This is a genomic window from Xenorhabdus lircayensis, from assembly GCF_016306625.1.
GTDB lineage: Bacteria > Pseudomonadota > Gammaproteobacteria > Enterobacterales > Enterobacteriaceae > Xenorhabdus > Xenorhabdus lircayensis.
In genome coordinates this window covers 1-15,518 of record NZ_JACOII010000013.1, presented here as the reverse complement: position 1 = coordinate 15,518, position 15,518 = coordinate 1, and the positions used below count along the sequence as shown (strand labels likewise).

Below are 15,518 nucleotides of genomic sequence, written 5' to 3'. Positions count from 1 at the left end.
ATAAAGTGATAGGAACTTTTATTGAACGTGAACATTATTTTCAACACCAAGATCTAACCATTTAATACATGACCTGAATTTGCTTATAGTAGCGCTTATCAAGCATGGAAAAAACGTAAGTATAATGATAGCCCTTTTTCAGATTTTCTTTGGAATGTATTCGAATTTATTGAGATAGGTATAAATTTCCCTGCTAAATATTGATGCTGTTAATTATTATGATTGTATGTTTAAAAATTAGTTGTTATACATCTCTCTCTTTTTTATGGATTAAAGCATAGCTAAAGTTGGTATTTGCTCCCGTTATTGTCACTAATCAGAAGAAATACATGACAAACTCTGGGAATTTTGACGTTTTGTGTTCATATCACTCGCCTTAGGTCATAATGAAATGGACACCTCCCAAAATCGGCTTCTGTGAGGCATACTGAATATATCAGCAAAATATGAAGAGGTGTTCCATGGAACAAATTATCGGAATTGATCTGGTAAAGCGAGTTTTTCAGTTAAATATCACATCCTCCGCTGGAAAAACGATTCAGAATAAAGTGGTGTCCCGTGACAAACTCATGGCTCTTCATTAACCCTGTAAATAATTCTGTGTATTTGCCCTTTGATTAAAGGTGGCCGTTTAATCGGTCACCGAACTCAATAATAAAACGGCTCATTGCCTGTTTCCAGTTTTGGATTGGCATACTCCATTTCCTTGAAGCTGATTCAACGGCCAGATAAATCACTTTACGCACCGAGTCATCGGTAGGAAATACCTTGCGCTTTTTGATAGCGTGCCGGATAACACTATTCAGTGATTCTATGGCATTCGTTGTATAAATCACCTTGCGGATATCGGCGGGATAGGCAAAGAAGGTATTGAGATTCTCCCAATGCGTATGCCAACTATTGCTGATTTGCGGGTATTTTTCATCCCAGATTTCCGCAAATTTATCCAGCGCGTTCAAGGCGGCTTCTTCTGTTGAGGCTCGATAAATTTTTTTTAATCCCGCCGTTACCGCTTTGTAGTCTTTCCAGGCGACATATTTCAGACTATTACGCGCCCTATGAATGATGTACAGCTGGATGTGGGGTTGTGGATAGACGCTGTTTATGGCATCAGGAAACCCTTTCAGTCCATCAATGCAGGTGATTAGAATATCGTGTAATCCCCCGGTTTTTCAGTTCGGTCAGCACATTGAGCCAAAACTTGGCCCCTTCATTTTCGGCTATCCACATCCCCAGAAGCGCTTTATGCCCGTCGAGATTGATGCCTAATGCAAGGAAAACAGACTTATTGGTGACACAGTCTTCATGACGCACTTTGACCACAATACAGTCAAGATAAACAATGGGATAGAGTGACTCTAACGGCCTGTTTTGCCATGCCAGACCTGCTCTTTAACGGCATCGGTGACTTTCGATATCAGTGAGGGTGAAACATCCGCATCATACATTTCTTTGAAAGTAGCGGCAATTTCACGAGTGGTCATGCCTTTGGCATAGAGAGATAAAATCTGGCTATCCATCTGGGTAATACGGGTTTGATTTTTCTTGATAAGTTGAGGTTCGAAAGAGCCCTCACGGTCTCTTGGTGTATTCAGTTCGATCACTCAAGAGGGTCTTTGATGAATACCCATTACGGGTATTAGAGCCGCGCTTTGCGGTGTTTTTTTCATGGCCGAGGTGTTCAGTCAGTTCGGCATTGAGTGCCGTTTCAACCGTCAATTTTGTCAGCATACGGGTGAATTGGTCAAGGTCAGCTTCTGTTTTAATCCCTTTAGCAAATTCAGCTGCGAGGGCTTTCAGTTTTTTTCGTTCATAATGTGCCTGCTTTGTTGTTTAAATGAACATATCAAAAGCAGGCAAATACACAATTTAAATTACAGTCTCTTAAATTTCACCCGCGCCATGATGTCATCCGAGCCCCGTTTCCTTATCACTACGTAGGTATCTCAGTACCTTGGTCTAGTCCAGGCTATTACAGGGACGGTAGCCGTTTTTTCATCAGTGTTTGCAAACTCAATAAAACGTCTTTTTTAACCGGTTAATTCACCGCTTTCTTCATCATAAAATCAACATCATCTTTCAAAATGCGCCAGATAATACGAACCAGTTTATTGGCCAACGCGACCGTCGCCTTCATGACCCCACATCGGACAATTAACTTTCTTAACCACTCACCCAAGGCATCACACGTCTTTGAGAATAGCGCATCACCGCACGGGCTCCATGAATAATTAACGTTCGCAGGTGACGGTTGCCCTGTTTGGTTATGCCAGCCAGACGGTTTTTCCCTCCGGAACTGTATTGGCGCGGAACCAAACCGCATCAGGCAGAAAGCTGACGGCCATGTGAGAATTGTTCTACGTTGACCTCACTGACAAAAGCGGCGGCAATCAACGGTCCCACGCCAGGAATGGTCAGTAAGTGGGCATAACCCAATTGCTGGCTTGAAACCGCCTGAATTTCTTTATCCATTTCGTGAAGACGGGCATCAAACCGCTGCATATCTTCCTGGAGTGACTGGAGTAGGCGTCGGAGGACAAAGGATAATGCGTTATTTCCCTCTTCCAAAATATCAGGCAGAGCCTGCCGGAGTTGTTGAATGCCCGCAGGAATAACAATTCCCTGCTCGGCGAGCAGCGCCCGGGTTTGATTAACCAGTGCAGTACGTTGTTCCACCATGAGTTGCCGGACACTACGCAGTGCTTTGATATCTTGTTGCTCAATCGTTTTGGCAGGGACAAAATGAATCCCAGGGCGACAGGCCGTTTCACAAATAGCCAGCGCATCATTGGCATCATTTTTCTGATTCTTACAGAGCGCTTTGACATGCTGAGTCGGGATAAGCCTGATTTCATAGCCCATGGCTTGGAGCGTTCTTCTCCAATAATGAGCACTCTGGCAAGCTTCCATCGCAATAAGGGTATTGGGTGGAAACGCTCTGAGCGTATCCAGCAATTTTTGTCGTGAGACCTTTTTATTCCAGGCAACAGAGTTATCAGTTAACCAAACACAGACCTGGAAAACGTTTTTGGCAAGATCAATGCCCACTACTTTGATTGTGTTCATGGAAGAACCCTCCGAAATACAGCGTACTCAGTATCAAGTTAAAGATGACACTGTCTGCAACTGGAAAAGGGGACGTCCATCACATCACTACGTAGCGAGTCTTGCATTTCCGGCGGTAACAAAGGAGATGAAGCGTAGACAGCGAAACATTCGAGCCGAAACCAATAGGTGAACGTGATAGCGCCGAAATTCATTAAGTCGTGTGTGCCGATAGTTTTGTCCAACTAGCAGGCAACAGCTTCTGAATGGTCATACTGGTGAATTTCCCAGCCAGAAGCACACACCGGAGCCGCAGGCGTCGGCGAGCTTGTAGAGAACAGGGTGGAACCCAGGAGATCCTGATACTTCTCAAGGAAATGAGTATTTCGGGTACAAGTGCCAAAACACAAGGCCTGAGAGACGGGTATCAGGAAGTCGGAGTCAGCCATAGTAGTGATGAAACGAGTAACGATCGCGGAGCGAAGGGCTGGCAGACAGATCGAACGTGAGAGGGCAACAATGACCGTACACAGCAACGACGGGGCATCATGGTTAACTAAACTTGAGCGTATAGGCAAGAAATCAGCTAACGACAAACAGCAGGTGTTCAATAAATTAGGACATTTGTTGAACAGTGACATGCTGAAAGGACAGTTCCTGCGGCTAGACGGGAATAAGGCCGTGGGTATTGATCGCATGACTAAAGCCGCTTACGGTGAACACCTTGATGATAATATTAACAATCTTATCATGCGGATACGCAGAGGAACGTATCACCCGAAAGCAGCCAGAATCATGGAGATCCCGAAGGAGGATGGCAGTAAACGGCCACTGGCTATTTCGTGCATAGAGGACAAACTGGGGCAAGTTGCGGTCAGTGATATCCTCAGCCGGATTTATGAGCCGCTGTTTATGCCCTGCTCATACGGTTTTCGACCGGGATTACTCTACAGATGGTTCAACCGTAAAGGTGGGCGTCGCCGACTGACGTGGAAAAAGCTGAATCTGATCCTGAAGATGCTGGGTTATCCATTTCGTTGGAAAACACATTCAATGTTCATTTCTTGCTGAATATGTGTGGGGACACGGATCTGTCGGGAGCCGGATGCGGTAGTTCCGCACGTCCGGTTCTGAGGAGGGGTCTGCTTGGGTGGACCGGGCAGATCTACTCATCCCTCCCCAAATCGGCTTCAGTGAGCCATGCTGAATATATCAGCAAAATATGAAGAGGTGTTCCATGGAACAAATTATCGGAATTGATCTGGCAAAGCGAGTTTTCAGTTAAATATCACATCCTCCGCTGGAAAAATGATTCAGAATAAAGTGGTGTCCCGTGACAAACTCACGGCTTTCATTGCCCAACAGCCGCCATCAAGGATAGTGATGGAAGCCTGTGGGAGTGCCAATTACTGGAGCCGTCAATTCAAGCAGTTTGGACATGAAATGTCGCGCCTTTTAGAATGGGCAGTAAGAATGACAAAAACGATGCGATTGCCATTGTGGAAGCTGAGCAGGTTTTACCACTTTTTTATCATGGCTTCCTGAATAATCTCGGCTTTTAGCCGTTCTTCAGCATACATTTTTTTAAGGCGTCGGTTCTCTTCTTCCAGTTCTTTCAAGCGAGCCATCAGAGAGGCATCCATTCCTCCATATTTGGCTCGCCATTTGTAAAAGCTGGCACTGCTGATGCGGTGTTCACGACACAGTTCTGGTACGGTAGTACTGGCTTCAGCCTGTTTCAGAATGGCTAAGATTTGGCTATGAGTAAAACGTGACTTTTTCATAAAGTTTCGTCTCCTCTGAGACATTATAGTCGTATGAGAAAATTCTACTTATGAACACTCCGGTATTTAGGGAGGATTACCGTTCACCTCGTTCGTGATTTTACCCACTTAACTCGGTGTCCAAAACTGGTGGAATGGATCAAAGGGACTGATAGCCCTCTGTGTGGCGGAACTGCGTAAGCTGCTGTCAAAATTGATGGAAAAAACGGGAGAGACAGTTGAACAAACTTTACATTGGTTATATTGGCGACGACGACACCAATACTCTGCACAACAATGTCATTATCGTCGCCGGGATAACCTTCTGATCACAGAGCAATTACTGCTATAGTACTAATCCCAGATTATCATACCGTTCAAATTCTATTCATAATTCGCACATAAAACTTCAACACGCCCAGATAAATTTTTCAAATGGCTTTACCATGGAAATGCACAATAAAGCCATTAATTGCAGGAACATAGCACTAGCTTAACTTAACACTTAGCAGAGGGGAATATCATGCCACATCAAGATATAACATTGTATGAACGTATGCGCGAGAAACCGTACAAGGTAGCTAAAACCACCCCCATTCCAGCAATTAAGGAAACTGTAAATCCACCACGAGCACCATAGATATCAACAAATTGTCCAGCAGTAGCAGCGCCCAAAGCGACTCCTGTATTGAGACCAGAAAGTAACCACGTTAATCCTTCCGTCAATTTTCTTTCTGGCACCATTTTCTCAACTAATGCCATAGATAAAATCATTGTTGGTGCAAAGAATAAACCCGCTATAAAAACAGCCAGAGATAAACTCGAAATACTATTAGCCATCAAAAAAGGAAGAGTAGTCAAAGCAGTCGCTAATCCTCCTATAAGGAAAAGTTTATGTAATGGAGTTTTCAGTTTAAGGGCACCAAATATCAATCCAGCCAAACAAGAACCTATAGCGTAAACAGACAACACGATACTGGCTGCTGCTGGACGCCCCAACTGTTCAGCAAAAGCAACACTCACTATATCTACAGTACCAACAATAATTCCCATAAAGATAAGTAATAATGCCAAAACCCATACGCCAGAAATTCTAATAACTGAACCTTTTGTTTCCAAAGTAACGTCATGAGCATCTACAGGAGGTTCTGTACTTCTAAACATAACGAACAAGTACACACCTAATGCTAGCAGAATTGCCGCCACTAATGGTCCAGCTTGAGGAAAAACTGCTATGCTCAAGCCAACCGATATAGGCGGGCCTGCAATAAACGATATTTCATCAAAGACTGTTTCTAGAGAGTATGCTGTTTGTAGTTGAGGCTGCCCACGATAGATAGCAGTCCATCGGGCGCGAACCATAGCTGACATGCTAGGCATAAAACCCGCCAAAATAGCACATAAAAAAAATGTCCATATTGGATAATTCCAATATGTACAAACTAAAAGAGATAATGTGCCTAGTACACTGATCGTAGCTGCAATAGGTAATACTCGGTATTGCCCATAAATATCTACTAAACGAGAAACTTGCGGGGTTAGCAATGCATAAGTTAATACAAAAGTTGCTGATACTGCTCCAGCTAATCCATAGCTACCACTTAGCTGTGATAACATAGTTATAATACCGATCCCAGTCATTGGAAGTGGCATACGAGCCACAAAACCAGCGAAGGAAAATCTTATTGTACCCGATGGTTTGAATAATTCACGATAGGGATTGCTCATATTGCTTCTCGTTATGATAATTGGTTGTATGAAATTTTATCAAAGAATAAACATACGTGACGTATGTTGGATATCGTATCAACATACGTAACGTATGTCAAAGTGTTGTAACAATATTAACCTTATGTTCTTTTGATTGGATTGTATTTAACTAATGCATTATTAATATAATAAGTTACATAATATTAATTAGTGGGTATAGTTATCTTGGGGATAATTAATATGTTAGAGGAGGGAGGATGACTCGGCGGACTCGTGTAGAAATGAAAGAAGAGACTCGAATTAAGCTATTGATAACCGCGCGCTATGCTTTTGGTTCTTTAGGTTACTTTAATACTTCAATGGATGATTTCACCGCTAAAGTGGGGTTAACGCGTGGTGCACTATATCATCATTTTGGTGATAAAAAAGGTTTGTTGATGGCTGTTGCTGAAGAAATTGACGCTGAAATGGATCAGCATCTACAGTCTATATCGGATAATGCAATTGATTCATGGACTGGATTTCGTGATAGATGCCGAGCTTATTTGGCGATGTCACTTAATTCAGAATTTCAACAAATAGTATTGAAAGATTCGAGGATTGTTCTAGGAGATCGATTTAGAGAATCTCAAACTCATTGTATTTCATCAATGAGAGTTCTTTTGAAAAGAATGATTCTTGAAAAAAAAATAAAAGACGTTGATACAGAAGTTTTGGCCTGTTTAATAAATGGAAGTTTAGTTGAAGCAGCTTTATGGATTGCTGAAGATACTGACCCAGAAACGAAACTTTCAAAAACTCTTTCTGCATTTGACTTAATGCTTGAAGGTTTAAAACGCAGTTAAACGATGTTTGTGCGTTGCTACTGCTCGCTTAAGCATTTTTTTTGAATAACTATCCATAAAAAATACTGACAAAGAAAATTTGAAGGATCCGGAGTTACTAGCATCTTCAAATTAAGAAAATGACAGTTGATACTCTTATCTCTCTTAAGCGAGCAGTATTACGTTTGTGCGTAAGGTTTCAAATAGTTTCTGGTAGGAAAACCAGATGTATAGAAAATTTATCCGTTCCTCCAGGTTTGGACACCGAGTTAAGTGAGTACAGTCACGAACGAGGTGAACACCTCGAAGGCCATTTCATATTTCACGGGCGTTAAATAACTATTGACCGCGTGTAACCGGATTAAATTGTAATAATGCAGATAATTCAGGACATCTTGTTTCATCTCTGCCGGATTTTTATGATAACTTTTGAAGAGCCAATCATATTTTAAACTGCCAAAGAAACGCTCAACCACAGCATTATCCCAGCAGAAGTCCATAATTTGGTGTACTGACAGGTAGTACTGGTTCTCTGTGAACCTGGAAAGTCTTCAGTCTATCGAGACTATGGTGATGATGAGGGCATAGTGCGGATTTGCATCAGGGCTTATTGAAGCTGAATATATGCTTGTGACTACGTTGTCAGAAAAATTTGCTCACTCACTTGAATTAAGTCGGTGTCCATATATCTACTTGGATGAAAATACACAGTGAAATGATAATTGACAGCCTGCCTCCCGACTAACCCCAAAGCTCATCGTCTTCCTGATATTATTTTTTATCCCCAAAAATGAATTATCCATTGACCTTACGATTTCGGTTTATTAGCGTAGTCAGAGTTATTTATGATCCGGTCGCTTGTGAGGATCACCTTCGGGCAGCGACAGTAATACTCCTGTAGCCTGCAAGGGAGTACACCACCGTGTGGTACATCTGCGCACCTTTGGAAGCAGATATCGTCAGTCTGATGACGATGAAGGTTGCTTAATCTTATCCATCATGGCCAACCGGCCAGTCACCCAACGAGGAACACGTTTCCCATTGGGTCGGTGTTCTCCGTTGTTTTATTAGGAGAATACTGTGCAACAAAATATACCCCCGGCCACGGTGCACACTGCGCCCGCGTCTGAACACTCCCCCTTTACTGACCTTTTTCCGCAAACCAGTTCACTGGAGCGGATGCTGTTGGAGCACACGTTCATTAAAGCCGCTGCGGTGCTGTGTGAGGACTATCGGCGTGAGCGGTGGCAGTCCCGAAGGGTGTCAGACACCGTCGCCTATGTCGTACCAACACGGTCGGATGCGTATGCTGTCAACGTCAAGACGACGGGCTTTAACGGCGAAGTCTCCGCCGATACGTTCGGGCTGATGGTCACCCTGAGCGTATTGGGATATCTGGCTGCTCTGATGAAACAGGACGAGTATGCTGAGCAGTTTTGTGCCCTGCGTGAATATGCGGCGTTGCAACATCCCCAGGCTCAGTGTATCCGGGCGGCTTTGGGCTTAACGGGAGAGCATGATGCCAAACAATGAACACATTATGCTGGACAGTCTTGCTCTGTCGGCCGTGTTTCCCGACAAGACCCCGCTGGAACGGTTGTTTCTGGGTTTTCTGCTGGCTAATACTGCGTCAACGTTATGCGGCGATTACCAGCCTGAACAGTGGACAAGCCGACAAGTGTCTGAGTCACTGACTTATCTGGTGCCGACGCGGTCGGAAACCTATTCTGTTTACCTGCCGGACACGCAATTGACGGTCACGCTCTCCGCGGATGCTTTCGGGCTGGCGGTCACATTAATCGTATTAGCCCGTATCGCAGTGCTGGATGAACCGAATGAAGAAACGTATCGATTCTGTGCATTGCAGGAGTATGCGCAGCAGCACCCGGAAAACGACCTGATAAGAGCAGTTATGACACTGAAGCCTAAAGAAGCGGCTATCAGTCCGTCATTTCGCCATAACAAAAATAATCATCACTGACGTTATCAGCACATGAGGCTGTTAACGCTTTTCTTAAGCGCCTGACCAGGGAAGCCAAAACACCTTCCCGGTCTCGGGCAGGTGTTTTCTTTATTTAACGTGAAATCAAGGAACACCATCATGAACCCCATTTTTTTACCGGCGCCGGATGACGTCGGTACCGTATTATGTGAAGAGCTGTTTACCGCCCAGGTAACCGGCCTAAGACAACATCCGAAAGTGCTACAGTCATTGTTGACTGACACGCTGATGATAGGTGAAGCCTCCACCATTACAGAAGTAGTGCAACGTCTGAAAGTCATTCATCTGTTGGGGGACTGGCCGGCACCGGAGCGGTTATCCGGTCAGTGTGAGCGGTTTTTTTTTCCACTGACCGTCATGATTTATGACGCACAGGACAGAAAAATGCTCGGCGGCCGGTTTGATGAAGAGATTGTCTGGGCGCAGCCGGTCACGCTTACGTCGGAACGTCTGTCACTGGAACGACAGCAGCAGCGGTTATGTCAGGCCGCGATGCTTGAGCAGAACTGGCAGAATGCGCCGGCGGCACGTACGTTATGGCATCAGGCACATTTATTGTTGCTGCACGGGGTTTCATCCCGTTATCAGCAGTGCAGTGAAGTGCGGGATATTCTCCGGCACGGCGTATCGGTCAGTATTCCGGAGGCCGCGTGATGTCTACGCCACGTTTAACGGTCCGGCAGGTGATTGCCGCGGCTTTACTGAAACGGCATTTTGGCCTGAATCTGACTGACACGGTATTGTGTGAAACCGATACCGTGGCGGCGCTGGCAACTTGTGGTGTCCGACCGTCAGAGGCCATTAACGGATTGGTGGATAAATACAGATTAATCCGGCTGAACGCGCAGGCTGACCCGCGCAGTACGCCTTATCTGGATATCCACGATGAACTGACGGTCATTTTTGACAGTGGTCTGGCTGACAGGCTGTTCAGGCAAGCCAAAACATAACCCTTTTTTCAATCTACCCATCGGGGGAACTGCACTCGAATGGGCGGTTCCTCCTGTTTATTTTTATCGCTCAAGTGAGGAACTTAACCATGGCAGAATGGTGCACTAATCAACTGGAAATCACCGGCAAATCCGTCTGTATCGATGTGATGCAACAGTGGGTCTGCGGGGAAGAAGCCCCCCGTTACCGTCAGGCGGTGTTGCAAAGTTTACGCCTGTTTCTGGCCGGTTGTGCGGGGATACTCAAACCCACCAAACCGCAAACTTACACCCCGTACCCGGCGTTAGCGCGCGGCACGGCAGCGCCAACGGCGCAGCATCTGGCCTTTGAGCAGTGGCTGCTGTTGTTGCAGAATAATGTGCCGTTGAATACGGACAATATCAAACGCATCGATAACCTGTACCGTCAGTCCGGTCTCAGCCTGATGTCCTGGGACAAAGTGCTGGAAGCGGCACGGGATGTTATCGCCCGTCTGCTGACCCGCCAGTATACCGACTGGTTTGGTATGGTGGGCTGGTTTGACACGCTGGATATTGGGGCGTGCTGGGACAGGCTGGAGGTTTATCCGCAGGCGGCACAACCCTGCGATATGCTGATGATTATGTCAACCAATCTGGCCACCGAAATCAACGGGAACAGCACGCTGCTGAAAGGGATCTCTACCACGGCGCAGTTTTATGAAGAGCAATACGGGCTGGAATGGCCGTTTGGTCACCATGTCCGCTGGGAGCGCCGAAATGTCAGTAGCTTAACTGTGCGTTTTGATTCCCCCTGGGCACCGCCTTCGGCGGAGTTGATGGGGGAGCTGTCTGCGGTGTTTGACTGTGAAATCCGCCACTGGTACAGCGAAGCGTCAGGTCAATTCAAAGGCTACGACTGTTATGATCAGGGCGAGCATGTGGACAGCGGCCACGGGCAGTCAGGACGGGAAAACCAGCCGGCACTGTATCTGGTCGCCAGTGAACAGACGGAAACGGCACTGGCCCTGCCGGCTATCGCTGTCGGGCAGTAACCGGTTATTTCACTGATTTACTTTAAACGAACTGACCACGTCAACCGAAAGGGGAACCCGTTCCCTTTTCGGGGCGTGTTTTCCTTTTGCTTTTTTTTGTTCTGCAAGGAAAACACGCAATGGCCTCCCGAACCGACTATCAGAAAGCATTTATTTCGTTGTTTAAGCAAACGGCACGTCATCATTCCCGCTATCAGGTCTTCCGGGATTTTTGTAACTGTGCCATGGCGGCAATCCACAACAAGCACTGTTTCAGTGAAGAACTGGAGCAGTATTACCTGAAAACCATCAAGAAGTATGAGCGGGCAGACGTTGACCGAATTGTGCAGCTATTTTCGCATGTGGTGCTCGGACTGGCGCAAGAGTCCGGTGATTTTCTCGGCAGCGTATTTATGCAGCTGGAACTGGGCAATAAAGATCTTCAGCAATTCTTTACCCCCTGGGAAGTGGCCAGAATGATGGCACAAATGCAGTTGCATGATGCGGCCGGGCTGTTGCAGACACAACCGTTTATCACGATGTGCGATCCCTGCGTCGGGGCGGGTTGTATGATACTGGCTGCCGCCGATGTACTGAGGGAATTGGGGCATGATCCGTTGTGCAGCCTGTGGGTGTCAGTGGTTGATATTGACCCGCTGGCGGCGGTAATGGCGTACATCCAGTTAGTGCGACGTGAAGTCATTTGAGTAATTGTTTCAGTGGAAATTCCACAGGGAAACCTGATGTTCCGTCATCAGTAGTCTACCGGCACATGCAAGATCGGTAACGTTTTTGTGTGAAGCTGTCGGGACAATGTAACTGGGTCTTTGGGCTACTCTGATGCTGTGAGGCTAAGAGATACCTGCGAGCATCAATGTGGGTACAGTGCTAGGCTGGGTAGTATGACTAACATAAGTGAACTGCTGGTAAACATCGTGATGTAGAACAAGCCAAAGATGCTGACAGGCTTGAACCAAAAGGTATGCGATTGGTTACTCTTCTTAGCTGTGGGAGTACACGGACATAACGGTCGCCGGTGAAAAGGCAGAGTCTAACCTACTTCGTTACTCAAGTGGAACACGGTAAGCCCGTATCGCTGCCCGCAGGGGCAGACGGACCGTAAGGAAGGTTGTTGATGAGAATGTGGAAAAAGCAAATGCCATTCTGTAATGGAATGGAGAGAGATTGACCCGCAAGGTCATATTATCTCATGCGAAAGCAGGCAGACTTCCACATGGTCTTTCTTTACGAGATAACATGTTTAACCTTCATTGAAGAGGGAATAGCAGATGACTATGCAAAAAATTATTTTCACGGGTGCCCCCTCACACGAATTGGTCACATAACACAGAATTGATTGGGCTAAATGTCACCGTGAAGTGCGAAGGCTCCAGGTGCGTATCGTAAAGGCTACACGGGAAGGCAAATACGGTAAGGTGAAAGCCTTGCAGTGGATGTTAACCCACTCTTTTAGCGGTAAAGCATTAGCCGTTAGACGAGTCACTGAGGATCATGGTAAGAAAACATCTGGAGTGGATGGCATCATATGGTCCACTTCTAAAGCGAAGTCTCAAGCGATATTGTCTCTTCGACGCCGAGATTATCGTCCCCAACCATTAAAACGAATCCATATTCCTAAAGCCAACGGAAAAATACGGCCGCTGGGGATCCCAACGATGAGAGACAGGGCGATGCAAGCGCTCTATCTGCTCGCCCTTGACCCCGTGGCTGATAAGAGTTCATTTGGGTTTCGCAAGGGCAGATCCACAGCTGACGCTATAGAAAGGTGTTTCTCTGTATTGTCATGGAAGCGGTCTGCACGATGGATTTTGGAAGGCGATATCAAAGGTTGTTTTGACAATATTAGTCATGACTGGCTGTTGGCCAATATTCCGATAGATCGCATGATTCTTAGGAGATGGTTAAAAGCCGGGTAGATGAAAGATCGACAACTTTTTCCGACTGATGCTGGCACTCCACAAGGAGGGATCATTTCGCCAACTCTCGCTAATCTCGTACTGGATAGGCTGGAAGCTAAATTGTGTACCGAGTTTTTAAGGACAAGGTGTATCAATGGGAAGCGAACAGCTTTAAAGGTTCATTATGTGCGGTATGCAGATGATTTCATTGTAACAGGAGATTCGAAAGAGTTACTGGAGCAAGAGGTTAAGCCGTTGATAGTGGAGTTCATGCAGAGACGGGGATTAACACTCTCTCCCGAGAAAACCAAGATCTCGCACATTGATGAGGGTTTTGACTTTCTAGGGCAAAATATCCGTAAATACAAGGGTAAATTGCTGGTAAAACCATCGAAAATAAATGTAGCCATCTTTTTGGAAAAAGTCCGCTCCGTGATCAAATCGAACAGGGCACTCAATCAACAAAAGCTAATTGTGTTGTTAAATCCAATGATAAGGGGTTGGGCGAATTATCACGAGCATATTGTCTCCAAAGTGACATTCGCTCGGGTCGATCATGAGATTTGGAATATGTTATGGCGATGGGCTGTACGTCGACATCCGAACAAAAGTAACCGCTGGATAAAGCAGCGTTACTTTCATTGCGTAGGTACCCGCCATTGGGTGTTTGCGTCGACAACAGGTGAAAGATCTTTTAATGGGGATCCGATCTTGGTGTCATTGCGAAAAGCTTCGGACACCCCCATCAGGCGACACCGTTTGATTATGCCAGAAGCCAATCCATACGATCCGCTGTGGAAGAGGTATTTTGAAGAGCGTATCAGCCTTAGAATGCAGAATTCACTGAGGGGGAGGAAAAAGCTCATTAATCTCTGGTTGTCCCAGGAGCGGTGTTGTCCGGTCTGTCATGAATTGATCACGCAAGAATCCGGGTGGCATGTCCATCATATTATTCGGCGTATCGATGGTGGAGACAGCGAAAGCGCTAATCTTGTGATGGTACATCCTATCTGTCATAAGCAGATTCATGCTAATGATCTCAACGTGGTGAAGCCGGCTAGCGAAAGTTAGCTTTGAAAGGCTTGAGCCGTATGAGGGGAAACTCTCACGTACGGTTCTTAGGGGGGGAATGATGCAGTAATGAATTGTTCCTACCCGATTCGCTGACGGGGATACCGGCACAGGTGACCATCGGGAATGCGTTAGATGGTAATAGCCAACAGCGTTCACGTTACACGCCGGCTCATTATCTGGGCAGCTGGTCGCAGCGCTTGCAGGCCTGCCAACCGCAAACTGTGGCCTAAATTCTTTTTCACTTTTGCGCCTTTCGGGGCGCTTTTTTGCATTTAAATGGGGTTAATTGATTGATGTTATGAAGAAAATTAAGGTGACTGGGTAAGTAAAACACCGAGTGAATCGAGTCAGATTAATTTTCATTATCGCAGAAAGAGTTTTTCCTTGTTTCAGGCTGGGATTCACCGACACTGGGCCAAATTTGAACCAGAGAGGAACCGCGATGTTTAACCGTTTTAAATCCCATTTTACCCGTCAGACAGCGCCACAAGTCAAATCGCCCCCACCGAAAGACAGCCGGGGATATTTCCGGCCGCAGTCTGCCGATGAGTTACTGGCCACGTCCCCGCGCCGTCAGTGTCTCCGGCAACTGTGGGAAAACAGTGCCTTGCCCGAAGGGCTTTATCAGCGTTTTTACCTGACACCGGTCAGGCAGCTGTTCAGCCGTGTCCAGCAGGTGCCGGCAACACGGGAAGGCGACTGGTCGGGCAGCGGGGGATTTATCGATCTTACACTGAAATTTACCACTTATTCGGTGAGGTTGGCAAAAGGGCATCTGTTGCCGCCGGGGGCGGCACCGGAAACGCAGGCCACCCAGAGCCTGCTGTGGCAGGCGGTGGTATTCTGGGCGGCGTTGTTTTACCACCTGCCCCTGTTGCGACAACTGGAAGGCGAACTGGAAGACGGGCATCACTGGCAACCGGGATTGTGGATACCTGAACGTCGTTTCCGCTTCCGGTTTCAGGCACTGCGGCCTGAGCTGCCTGCCCTTTATAAAACACTGCTGGCTGCCCGTTTGTTACCAGAGGAAACGGTGATCTGGCTGTCTTTAGTGCCCGGTGCGTGGCAGTGCCTGATGTTGCATCTTGGCGGATACCCGTCTTCTGTCCCGTTGACGGACTCCCTGCTTCAGTCTGCCGCTGAGCAGGTGCAGTCACCGCTGCTGAATCCCGTTAAATCTTCTAAACCGGCTACCGATACCAGGCAGTCATCATCCGAACCCGATCCGGTTATTCCGCT

Annotated in this window: 12 protein-coding genes and 7 pseudogenes; 13 read left to right on the top strand and 6 right to left on the bottom strand. The window is 46.5% G+C overall.

Features of this window, described 5'->3' with window-relative positions:
• Nucleotides 1-617 precede the first annotated feature (617 nt).
• Both H8A87_RS02055 and H8A87_RS02050 read right to left on the bottom strand, forming a co-directional pair.
• A pseudogene (locus tag H8A87_RS02055) lies at nt 618-1,800 on the bottom strand (IS256 family transposase).
• A gap of 238 nt (nt 1,801-2,038) precedes the next feature.
• Nucleotides 2,039-3,066, bottom strand: a pseudogene (locus H8A87_RS02050) (IS110 family RNA-guided transposase).
• Nucleotides 3,067-3,422: 356 nt separating this feature from the next.
• On the opposite strand from H8A87_RS02050, the gene H8A87_RS20155 reads away from it, so the two are divergent.
• The 3 genes and pseudogenes from H8A87_RS20155 to H8A87_RS20595 form a co-directional block, all read left to right on the top strand.
• Nucleotides 3,423-3,554, top strand: coding sequence for a hypothetical protein (locus tag H8A87_RS20155; protein ID WP_258087083.1), 132 nt, complete (start codon nt 3,423-3,425; stop codon nt 3,552-3,554).
• Between the two features lie 10 nt (nt 3,555-3,564).
• A pseudogene (locus H8A87_RS02045) lies at nt 3,565-3,990 on the top strand (group II intron reverse transcriptase/maturase); the annotation flags it as partial.
• A gap of 292 nt (nt 3,991-4,282) precedes the next feature.
• Nucleotides 4,283-4,556 (top strand): annotated as a pseudogene (locus H8A87_RS20595) (IS110 family transposase); the annotation flags it as partial.
• A 12-nt stretch (nt 4,557-4,568) separates the two neighbouring features.
• Here the strand turns inward: H8A87_RS20595 and H8A87_RS02035 are convergent.
• Nucleotides 4,569-4,829 (bottom strand): annotated as a pseudogene (locus H8A87_RS02035) (transposase); the annotation flags it as partial.
• 510 nt (nt 4,830-5,339) lie between these two features.
• The gene (locus H8A87_RS02030; RefSeq protein ID WP_198688351.1) at nt 5,340-6,536 is read right to left on the bottom strand and encodes an MFS transporter; all 1,197 of its coding nucleotides are present in this window, start codon (nt 6,534-6,536) and stop codon (nt 5,340-5,342) included.
• 239 nt (nt 6,537-6,775) lie between these two features.
• Here H8A87_RS02030 and H8A87_RS02025 point away from each other — a divergent pair, with 239 nt between their 5' ends.
• Nucleotides 6,776-7,363 (top strand): TetR/AcrR family transcriptional regulator, encoded by a 588-nt coding sequence (locus tag H8A87_RS02025; protein WP_198688350.1) that lies wholly within the window; start codon nt 6,776-6,778, stop codon nt 7,361-7,363.
• Nucleotides 7,364-7,611: 248 nt separating this feature from the next.
• Here H8A87_RS02025 and H8A87_RS02020 read toward each other — a convergent pair.
• Nucleotides 7,612-7,833 (bottom strand): annotated as a pseudogene (locus tag H8A87_RS02020) (IS3 family transposase); the annotation flags it as partial.
• A 589-nt stretch (nt 7,834-8,422) separates the two neighbouring features.
• Between H8A87_RS02020 and H8A87_RS02015 the strand changes: the two are divergent.
• The 6 genes from H8A87_RS02015 to H8A87_RS01990 all read left to right on the top strand — a co-directional run bounded on the left by H8A87_RS02015 (nt 8,423) and on the right by H8A87_RS01990 (nt 11,993).
• Nucleotides 8,423-8,875, top strand: coding sequence for an antirestriction protein (locus tag H8A87_RS02015; RefSeq protein WP_198688348.1), 453 nt, complete (start codon nt 8,423-8,425; stop codon nt 8,873-8,875).
• Complete coding sequence (locus tag H8A87_RS02010) at nt 8,862-9,323, top strand: antirestriction protein (RefSeq protein ID WP_198688352.1); 462 nt, start codon at nt 8,862-8,864, stop codon at nt 9,321-9,323. Before H8A87_RS02015 ends, H8A87_RS02010 begins: the two co-directional genes overlap by 14 nt.
• Nucleotides 9,324-9,443: 120 nt before the next feature.
• Nucleotides 9,444-9,998: a hypothetical protein gene (locus H8A87_RS02005; protein WP_198688347.1), complete on the top strand. Its 555-nt coding sequence runs from the start codon at nt 9,444-9,446 to the stop codon at nt 9,996-9,998.
• Nucleotides 9,998-10,294 carry a TA system toxin CbtA family protein gene (locus H8A87_RS02000; RefSeq protein ID WP_198688346.1) on the top strand — a complete coding sequence of 99 codons (297 nt, stop codon included), beginning with the start codon at nt 9,998-10,000 and terminating at the stop codon, nt 10,292-10,294. The genes H8A87_RS02005 and H8A87_RS02000 overlap by 1 nt, the downstream gene beginning before the upstream one ends.
• 89 nt (nt 10,295-10,383) lie before the next feature.
• Entirely contained in the window at nt 10,384-11,307 is a 924-nt protein-coding gene (locus H8A87_RS01995; RefSeq protein WP_198688345.1) for a DUF1281 domain-containing protein, read from the top strand.
• Nucleotides 11,308-11,426: 119 nt separating this feature from the next.
• Nucleotides 11,427-11,993: an N-6 DNA methylase gene (locus H8A87_RS01990; protein ID WP_232370026.1), complete on the top strand. Its 567-nt coding sequence runs from the start codon at nt 11,427-11,429 to the stop codon at nt 11,991-11,993.
• Nucleotides 11,994-12,350: 357 nt separating this feature from the next.
• Here H8A87_RS01990 and H8A87_RS01985 read toward each other — a convergent pair whose 3' ends face one another.
• The gene (locus tag H8A87_RS01985; RefSeq protein ID WP_198688344.1) at nt 12,351-12,488 is read right to left on the bottom strand and encodes a hypothetical protein; all 138 of its coding nucleotides are present in this window, start codon (nt 12,486-12,488) and stop codon (nt 12,351-12,353) included.
• Nucleotides 12,489-12,638: 150 nt separating this feature from the next.
• On the opposite strand from H8A87_RS01985, the pseudogene ltrA reads away from it, so the two are divergent.
• From ltrA to H8A87_RS01970, 3 genes and pseudogenes are all read left to right on the top strand, one after another.
• Nucleotides 12,639-14,276: pseudogene (gene ltrA, locus H8A87_RS01980) on the top strand (group II intron reverse transcriptase/maturase).
• 74 nt (nt 14,277-14,350) lie between these two features.
• On the top strand, nt 14,351-14,509 hold the full coding sequence (locus H8A87_RS01975) for a hypothetical protein (protein ID WP_232370025.1): 159 nt from the start codon (nt 14,351-14,353) through the stop codon (nt 14,507-14,509).
• A 212-nt stretch (nt 14,510-14,721) separates the two neighbouring features.
• The coding region (locus tag H8A87_RS01970; protein WP_198688343.1) for a TraI domain-containing protein at nt 14,722-15,518 on the top strand (797 nt) is incomplete at its 3' end.

Excerpts from the sequence above, each read along its gene's own strand:
- H8A87_RS20155 (WP_258087083.1), top strand. The coding sequence starts at position 3,423 with ATGAGTATTTCGGGTACAAGTGCCAAAACACAAGGCCTGAGAGACGGG.
- H8A87_RS02030 (WP_198688351.1), bottom strand. The coding sequence starts at position 6,536 with ATGAGCAATCCCTATCGTGAATTATTCAAACCATCGGGTACAATAAGA.
- H8A87_RS02025 (WP_198688350.1), top strand. The coding sequence starts at position 6,776 with ATGACTCGGCGGACTCGTGTAGAAATGAAAGAAGAGACTCGAATTAAG.
- H8A87_RS02010 (WP_198688352.1), top strand. The coding sequence starts at position 8,862 with ATGCCAAACAATGAACACATTATGCTGGACAGTCTTGCTCTGTCGGCC.
- H8A87_RS02005 (WP_198688347.1), top strand. The coding sequence starts at position 9,444 with ATGAACCCCATTTTTTTACCGGCGCCGGATGACGTCGGTACCGTATTA.
- H8A87_RS02000 (WP_198688346.1), top strand. The coding sequence starts at position 9,998 with ATGTCTACGCCACGTTTAACGGTCCGGCAGGTGATTGCCGCGGCTTTA.
- H8A87_RS01995 (WP_198688345.1), top strand. The coding sequence starts at position 10,384 with ATGGCAGAATGGTGCACTAATCAACTGGAAATCACCGGCAAATCCGTC.
- H8A87_RS01990 (WP_232370026.1), top strand. The coding sequence starts at position 11,427 with ATGGCCTCCCGAACCGACTATCAGAAAGCATTTATTTCGTTGTTTAAG.
- H8A87_RS01985 (WP_198688344.1), bottom strand. The coding sequence starts at position 12,488 with ATGACCTTGCGGGTCAATCTCTCTCCATTCCATTACAGAATGGCATTT.